Below are 7,778 nucleotides of genomic sequence, written 5' to 3'. Positions count from 1 at the left end.
GTGCGCTCGCGTTCATCGATGCGTATCGGGCAAGCGACTCCGTGAACGCTACCGCTGCCGACATCGCACGGCCGCGTCCGAATCCCAGGCCCGTCCGCCGGCGGGGAGTTCCTCTCCGGTTGTCGGCAGGTACGCAGCATCGTCTGCACTACGCGGCCAGGTGCTATCTCGGGGAACCTTCGTTGTTCCCGCGGAAGAAGGCGCGAATCTCGTTGAGGCTGGGGGCACCCGGGGAGATATCGGGCAGGTCGGGCAGGTGGTTGAAGTCGTCGTCGAGGGGTGCGGCGAGGGCTTCGGCATGCTGCTGCGCCCGGCGCGCCGCGGCCTGAGTAGCGTCCACGATCGCTCTGCTCAACTGCTCCGGTGTCTGGCGCATTGCCGCGGCGGTGAGGCGCAGGTCCGTCAGCACGCCTGCGGCGTCCACGGTCACCTCTACCGATTGGTCGGGAGAACTCGCCTGCGTGCGAGCGTTTTCCAATTCTCCGAACACATCGGCGAGTCGGCCCTGCTGACGTTCGAAGGAGTCGAGGAGATGTTCGAGCTGGTTGCGCATGCCGTTGTTGGCCGAGCGGAGGCCTTCGCGCTCCCATCGATCCATGCCACAACCTTCCGACTCGAAATCTCAGCGGACAGCGCCGACCGCGGACCTCCGAACGTGCCCATAATGATGACCGATGAGGTGCGTGGCAACTTTCACCGCTGGTGGGAAGGGGGAAGAACCAGACGCCGCCCGCTCAGGCGGCAACGGGTCTCATCACCGGTCCGGCAACGTCGCACGCGACATCGTCACCAGCAGCCGACCCAGCACCTTCTGCGGGCCGTTGGCCTCGTCCTCACTCGATTCGACCGCGGCGAATCCTTCGGCCAGCGCCCTGCCCGGAAGGAACAGGCCCTGTTCGAAACAGTTGTCGCCGAGCTGCGCCCGCCATCGCTTGTAGCCGGCGACCACCCGGCTCAGCGTCTCGCCTCGGGGGTCGTTGATCCGCACGTATTCGGTGATGAGCGCCCGTTGCGCCTCCTTGTGTGCCCGGAACCCGCCGGTGAGGTCGATTGCGGCGCCGAGTTCCCGCAGGATCGCGGCATACATCGGTCGTCGCCGTGCGGCACCGGATCGGGTCGTCGCCCGGGAACGGCCGGCCAACATCCGAGGATCGAGCACAGCACTGTGAGCCAGCACGATCCACGGCGCCACCGCTCCCGATTGCTCTGCCGAGCCGCGATTCTCGACGGCAGATAGCGAACCCGTCACATCCCGGATCTCGATTCCGCGCAGTGCGGCCTGCATCCGCGGGAGGACGGTGTCGACAGCATCGGCGATGTCCTGGACCGTCGCCGCGGCGATACCCGCCGCGTCGAATCCGACGATCTCGATGTTGTGCCGAGCGGCCATCTCCCGCGCGATCCGCATGGCCTCGGCATCGGTTGCTCGGCGCGCACGCACGCCTGCGGGTTTCGGGGCCCGCTTCTGCTCGCGGCGTTTCGGAGCCTGCTCCGGCTTCTTGCCCGCGGGCGGGCGGTCCGGGGCGCGTGGAGGAGACACCCGAGGCGGGGTTTCGTTCACCGGCGCGCCGGAGGGGCTCGGAGCCTTTGCCCAAGGGGTGCCCGACCCGTTCCGCGTCCACGGCGTATTCGCCGACGGCTTGCCAGAGTCGTTGCGGCCGCCCGGCATCGTCTGTGGGCCCGCCTGCTTCCCCGTCGGTGTATTCGCCGACGCTCCCTGTCGCTCTGTGCCGTTACCGGGCGTAGTCGGCGATCCGGTCTCGGCTGCCGGGGGCTGGTCGCCGGATTTGTCCTCGGGCGCATCGGTTTTCGGGGAATTGCTCGTCGAATCGTCCGGCTGTCCGGCTTCCGGAGGTTGCTGTCCGGACTCCGCGGGCTCCTGGCCGGCCGCTGCGGGTTGCTGGCCGGACGCCGGAGGTTGCTGTCCGGATGCCAGGGGTTGCTGTGTATCGACGCCGCCGCGGTTGTTCGGGGCGTCGGGGTGCGGACGGGCGGAATCTCCGTTCGCCGGACGATGGGGTGTGGCCGGTGGCCGTGCGGAATCGTTTGTGTGGCTCAGGGGTTCGCTGGACGTCGCCTGCGGAATGGGTCCTGCCGACCGGTTCCGGCTCGGTGCGTTCGTGTACGGGATGCCATCGTCGGCCGAGTTCCGGATGTTCTGCCGCCCGTAGTGGTCCCCGTCCTCGAACGCATCGGCCGCATGCTTCATCGCGGAACTCATCGCCCGAATATCCGCGACGAGATCGTCGAACCCCTCCAACGTACGGTCGGCACCGGGCTTGTAAGTGTGTGCGAACGTCTCGCCGGCTTCGTCGTCACCCCAGAACTCACCCTCGTCGGCGAGTGCCGCCTTCAGTTCGTTCGCCACCCGTTCGGCGTCCTCGGCCGCCTGCCGCAACTCCGCCGCCGATTCGCGCAGCTGGGCCGGGTCGACCGACAGTGATTCGGCCACGCAACCCCCTGGCTCGATATCGGACGGCCCGGCCGTCTTCGGCTGCTGAACGGGACGTCGCGCATCGGCGAACCGCCACGCGCCAGGCCGACCCGAGCCGAAGCATAAGCGACGTTCACTGGTGTTCCCGTCGGCGGGAACGTAGCGGCCGCTCGCCTCGGCCGGACTGCCCGGTCTGCGGGGACGTCCGATCGGAACGGCCATGACGCCAGGTTCGACGCGACGTGCCGATTGACCGCCACCACTCGGCGATGCGGCCCGAGGACGGCGAATGGCCTCGGCCGCAGCCTGGAGTCTTCTTCGAAAGGTGGGATCACCGTCCTTCGGTCCAGAACCGCTCTATGCGAGCGATCGCTTCCTCCCTGCTCATCTGGGCGATTTCGTCCTCGGTGAGACCCACCCGATGAATCAGCAGGTGCACGAGATCGAGGGGCAGCGATGCCTTGGGCAGTTCTGGAAAACCGCGGTTCGGCAGCACATCATTCAAGACGCACTCCCAGAACGAATCCGCGGTGACGTCGAGTTGATCCCGCAGAATGTGCGCCCACAGTGATGCGCCGTAACTTGTGCGGTCGACTGGATGGGAGATGCGTGTGCGCAGAATCCTGCCATCCGGTAGGCCCAATTCGTACGTGACGTGGTGCGTTCCAGTGCGGCCTCGTGCATCCCGTATCCGCTCCCACCCCTCGATCTCGCAAAACTGTTCGTGGCGTTTGCGAGTCGGCTGCGGCCAGGTCACTTCGTGGCTCCGACCAGCCATTCTCGAAGTTGATCGTCGTCGCTGAGGCCGATCAGCTGAATGAGGCCCCAGTTCTCCCGATGGTTCGGCGCATCCCGCAGTCTGGTTTGCCAGTCCTCGGCGTATTCGCGTAGTGCGGCGATCGTCTCGTCGATGGCCTCATCGAGCGTGCTGCCGTCGGCGGCCACAGGCAAGCCTGGTAGGAACACCGACCACCCCCCGTTCTCGGCGACCACTTCCGCCCCGGACGGGCAAACCTTCGCGAGCATGTAGCGGAGCCGTTCGGCATCGACGACTGCGGCGTACTCGGTGTCGCGCCGAACGGTCGCCACACGCCCTCGTACGGCCGCATCCAATAGTTCTTTGAGATGAGCACGTGCGTCGGTGTAGCTGTCATAGTGCACCGCTGACATCGGTCACCTCCAAATCGCTGCGTATCCATACTCGCGCCCCCACGGAAGTACGTCAAGTACGCGACGTACTGCTCGTCCGAGGATGTCGTTGCCATTTGGAACGACGAAGGCCGCCTTCCTCCGAAGAGAGAGGCGACCTTCGATCGGCTTGTGCGAGCGAATCAGCGGGTGAACAGGAGCGCTCGTTTGACTTCTTGGATGGCCTTGGTGACCTCGATGCCACGCGGGCAGGCGTCGGTGCAGTTGAAGGTGGTGCGGCAGCGCCAGACGCCTTCGACGTCGTTGAGGATGTCCAGGCGTTCGCGGGCGCCTTCGTCGCGGCTGTCGAAGATGAAACGGTGGGCGTTCACGATCGCGGCCGGGCCGAAGTAGCTGCCGTCGCTCCAGTACACGGGGCAGGAGGTGGTGCAGCAGGCGCACAGGATGCACTTGGTGGTGTCGTCGAACCGGGCGCGGTCGGCCTGGCTCTGGATGCGCTCGCGGGTGGGCTCGTTACCCGAGGTCATCAGGTAGGGCTTCACGGCGCGGAACGCGTCGAAGAACGGCTCCATATTCACCACGAGGTCCTTCTCCACGGGCAGGCCGCGGATCGGCTCGACGGTGACGGTGATCGACTTGTCGCCCTTGGGCAGCATGTCCTTCATCAGCACCTTGCAGGCCAGCCGGTTGACGCCGTTGATCCGCATGGCATCCGAACCGCAGACGCCGTGCGCGCAGGAACGCCGGAAGGTGAGCGTGCCGTCCAGGTAGGACTTGATGTAGGTCAGCACGTTGAGGAAACGGTCGGTCGGTAGGACCGGCACCTGGAAGGACTCCCAGTGCGCGCCCTTGTCGTCCTCCGGGTTGAACCGAGCCACCTTGACGGTGATCATCACCGAGCCCTCCGGGACCGGAGCGGGCTTCTGCGAAGAGGGTGCTTCGGCAACAGCAGTCATCAGTACTTACGCTCCATCGGCTCGTAACGGGTCTGCACCACCGGCTTGAAGTCCAGGCGGATGTCCGACAGGAGATCCGCGCCCTCCTTGTAGGCCATCGTGTGACGCATGAAGTTCACGTCGTCGCGGTCCGGGTAGTCCTCGCGAGCGTGGCCACCGCGCGATTCCTTGCGGTTGAGCGCACCGACCACGGTGACCTCGGCCAGCTCGAGCAGGAAGCCGAGCTCGACGGCCTCGAGCAGGTCGCTGTTGTAGCGCTTGCCCTTGTCCTGCACGGTGATCCGCGCGTAGCGCTCCTTGAGCGCGTGGATGTCGGTGAGCGCCTGCTTGAGCGTGTCCTCGGTGCGGAACACCGAGGCGTTGTTGTCCATCGACCGCTGCAGCTCGGTGCGGATGTCGGCCACCCGCTCGTCGCCGTGCTCGCTGAGCAGCTGGGCCAGCCAGTCCTGCACCATCTGCGCCGGGTTCTCCGGCATCTCGACGAACTCGCTGCGCTGCGCGTACTCCGCGGCGGCGATGCCCGCGCGACGGCCGAACACGTTGATGTCCAGCAGCGAGTTGGTGCCCAGCCGGTTGGCGCCGTGCACCGAGACGCACGCGCACTCACCCGCGGCGTAGAGACCGGGGACGACGTCGCTGTTGTTGCGCAGCACCTCGCCGCGAATGCGGGTCGGGATGCCGCCCATCACGTAGTGACAGGTCGGGAACACCGGCACCAGTTCCTTCACCGGGTCCACACCCAGGTAGGTGCGGGAGAACTCGGTGATGTCGGGCAGCTTCTCCTCGAGCACGTCCTCACCGAGGTGGGTCACGTCGATGTAGACGTAGTCCTTGTTCGGTCCCGCGCCGCGGCCCTCCAGCACCTCCAGCACCATCGAGCGGGCGACGATGTCGCGCGGCGCGAGGTCCTTGATGGTGGGGGCGTAGCGCTCCATGAACCGCTCGCCGTCGGCGTTGCGCAGGATGCCGCCCTCGCCGCGGACGGCCTCGGAGATCAAAATGCCGAGCCCGGCCAGACCCGTCGGGTGGAACTGGTGGAACTCCATGTCCTCCAGCGGCAGGCCCTTGCGGAACACGATCGCCATGCCGTCGCCGGTCAGGGTGTGCGCGTTGGAGGTGGTCTTGTACATCCGGCCCGAGCCGCCGGTGGCGAACACGATCGACTTGGCGTGGAAGACGTGCAGTTCGCCGGTGGCCAGTTCGTAGGCGACCACACCGGTCGCGACGGGGCCCCGATCGCTCTCGGTCAGCACCAGGTCCAGCACGTAGAACTCGTTGAAGAACTCCACGTCGTGCTTGACGCAGTTCTGGTACAGCGTCTGCAGGATCATGTGACCGGTGCGGTCGGCGGCGTAGCACGCGCGGCGGACCGGGGCCTTGCCGTGGTCGCGGGTGTGCCCGCCGAAGCGCCGCTGGTCGATCTTGCCCTCGGGCGTCCGGTTGAACGGCAGGCCCATCTTCTCCAGGTCGAGCACCGCGTCGATGGCCTCCTTGGCCATGATCTCCGCGGCGTCCTGGTCGACCAGGTAGTCACCACCCTTGACGGTGTCGAAGGTGTGCCATTCCCAGTTGTCCTCTTCGACGTTGGCCAGCGCGGCGCACATGCCGCCCTGGGCCGCGCCGGTGTGGCTGCGGGTCGGGTACAGCTTGGTCAGCACCGCCGTCCGAGCACGCGGACCGGCCTCGATCGCGGCGCGCATGCCGGCGCCGCCCGCGCCGACGATGACGACGTCGTAGCGGTGCTCCTGGACAGGACGAGATTCACCAGTCCCAATGGTTCGTTCGCTGCGCTCACTCATGCGAGGGGGCCTGTTCCTAACTGATGTTGGGGTCGAAGGTGAAGATGACGTAGGTGCCCACGCCCATGATCAGGATCATCGAGATGGCCAGCAGGGTCTTCAGCCAGAACCGGGTCGAGTCCTTGCGGGAGTAGTCGTCGATGACGGTGCGCAGGCCGTTGCCGCCGTGCAACTGCGCCAGCCACAGCATGGTCAGGTCCCAGAACTGCCAGAACGGGCTGGACCAGCGACCGGCCACGAAGGCGAAGTTGAGCCGCTTCACGCCGCCGTCGAGCAGCAGCATGATCGCCATGTGCCCGAGCACCAGCACGATCAGCAGCAGGCCGGAGAAGCGCATGAACAGCCAGGCGTACTTCTCGAAGTTGTTGTTCGAGCGCGCGCGCGGCGAGCGAGGCAGATCCAGGCTGGCCGGACGGTCATAAGACTTACCGATGACAGGTGCGCTCATGCCTGCACCTCGCTGGCGCTCGGTTCCGGCATGACCGCACTGGCGGCTGTGTTCATTGGGCGGTTCATTGGGCGCTCGCTTCGCTCGCTCATTTTCAGTGCTCCGTGAACAGGTAGAAGAACTGGCGCCCGATCGCGGGAACGGCCAGCAGGAACCAGATCGCGAGAATGATCCAGAGCATCAGGCGCTGGTACTTCGGGCCCTTGGACCAGAAGTCCACCAGGATCACGCGGACGCCGTTGAGCGCGTGGAACAGGACGACGACGACCAGGCCCATCTCCATCAACGCCACGATGGGCGTCTTGTAGGTCTCGATCGCTTCGTTGTAGGTGTCCGGGCTGACGCGCACCAGGGCGGTGTCCAGTACGTGAACGAAGAGGAAGAAGAAGATGGTGACCCCGGTGATCCGGTGCAGCGCCCACGACCACATTCCGGGGTCGCCTCGGTACAGCGTCTTCCGCTTCGGCTGGGCCGGAGCTTCAATCGTGGTCATAGAGTGCGGTGCCTCCAACGTCGTTGATGGACCCGGTCGCAGGTCCGACGCCGACGGCGTGGCGGGCGAATGCCCAGGTGGCTGTACTCCGGCCCGTCGCAGGAACCTGAACCGATCTGTTCTGGACTCTAATCCTCCAGCAATCCCGGAACTAATTCGGCGTACCGTGCGTTGCGCGACAGTCGATCGGGTTAGGCTTACCTTTCTTGATGTGTACGGGGTTCCGTCGTGGCCCTTGCGCGGCCGCGATCGGGCCGGTCCGAGAGAGGTTCCCCATGCCGGAAATCGACTGGAAACTCCTGCGTGACAACGCATTTCGAGTTATGCGAAACGCCTATGCGCCGTACTCGCGGTTTCCGGTCGGCGCTGCGGCTCTCAGCGCCGATGGTCGCATGGTGAGCGGTTGCAATGTGGAGAATGTCTCAGTCGTGTTGCCCGAAGCTACCCGTCGGTAATAGAAAATTATCACCGATTGTCACTCGGTTATAGCTCGCTAACG

The 7,778-nt window shown here is 65.8% G+C and carries 8 protein-coding genes and 1 pseudogene; 1 reads left to right on the top strand and 8 read right to left on the bottom strand.

The features are described 5' to 3' along the window. Positions 1-163: 163 nt before the first annotated feature. From ABZ420_RS26695 to sdhC, 8 genes are all read right to left on the bottom strand, one after another. The gene (locus tag ABZ420_RS26695) at positions 164-598 is read right to left on the bottom strand and encodes a YbaB/EbfC family nucleoid-associated protein (protein ID WP_357128043.1); all 435 of its coding nucleotides are present in this window, start codon (positions 596-598) and stop codon (positions 164-166) included. 156 nt (positions 599-754) lie between these two features. Further along, positions 755-2,452, bottom strand: a complete 1,698-nt coding sequence (locus tag ABZ420_RS26690; protein ID WP_357128040.1) for a WXG100 family type VII secretion target — start codon at positions 2,450-2,452, stop codon at positions 755-757. Between the two features lie 313 nt (positions 2,453-2,765). Beyond that, positions 2,766-3,191: a cytotoxic translational repressor of toxin-antitoxin stability system gene (locus ABZ420_RS26685; RefSeq protein WP_357128037.1), complete on the bottom strand. Its 426-nt coding sequence runs from the start codon at positions 3,189-3,191 to the stop codon at positions 2,766-2,768. Beyond that, positions 3,188-3,604: a prevent-host-death protein gene (locus ABZ420_RS26680; RefSeq protein WP_281916700.1), complete on the bottom strand. Its 417-nt coding sequence runs from the start codon at positions 3,602-3,604 to the stop codon at positions 3,188-3,190. The genes ABZ420_RS26685 and ABZ420_RS26680 overlap by 4 nt, the downstream gene beginning before the upstream one ends. 161 nt (positions 3,605-3,765) lie before the next feature. Continuing rightward, positions 3,766-4,539: a succinate dehydrogenase iron-sulfur subunit gene (locus ABZ420_RS26675; protein WP_040865018.1), complete on the bottom strand. Its 774-nt coding sequence runs from the start codon at positions 4,537-4,539 to the stop codon at positions 3,766-3,768. Beyond that, positions 4,539-6,338 (bottom strand): succinate dehydrogenase flavoprotein subunit, encoded by a 1,800-nt coding sequence (sdhA, locus tag ABZ420_RS26670; RefSeq protein WP_357128034.1) that lies wholly within the window; start codon positions 6,336-6,338, stop codon positions 4,539-4,541. Before sdhA ends, ABZ420_RS26675 begins: the two co-directional genes overlap by 1 nt. A gap of 16 nt (positions 6,339-6,354) precedes the next feature. After that, positions 6,355-6,786 carry a succinate dehydrogenase hydrophobic membrane anchor subunit gene (locus tag ABZ420_RS26665; protein WP_062971160.1) on the bottom strand — a complete coding sequence of 144 codons (432 nt, stop codon included), beginning with the start codon at positions 6,784-6,786 and terminating at the stop codon, positions 6,355-6,357. Between the two features lie 94 nt (positions 6,787-6,880). Then, on the bottom strand, positions 6,881-7,279 hold the full coding sequence (gene sdhC / locus ABZ420_RS26660) for a succinate dehydrogenase, cytochrome b556 subunit (RefSeq protein ID WP_083863252.1): 399 nt from the start codon (positions 7,277-7,279) through the stop codon (positions 6,881-6,883). Between the two features lie 275 nt (positions 7,280-7,554). Here sdhC and ABZ420_RS26655 point away from each other — a divergent pair. Then, positions 7,555-7,704, top strand: a pseudogene (locus ABZ420_RS26655) (cytidine deaminase); the annotation flags it as partial. Between the last annotated feature and the right edge of the window lie 74 nt (positions 7,705-7,778).

It is taken from the genome of Nocardia sp. NPDC005745 (assembly GCF_040630775.1).
GTDB lineage: Bacteria > Actinomycetota > Actinomycetes > Mycobacteriales > Mycobacteriaceae > Nocardia.
The sequence above is the reverse complement of the archived record's forward strand: the minus strand, read 5'-3'. Positions and strand labels throughout refer to the sequence as shown.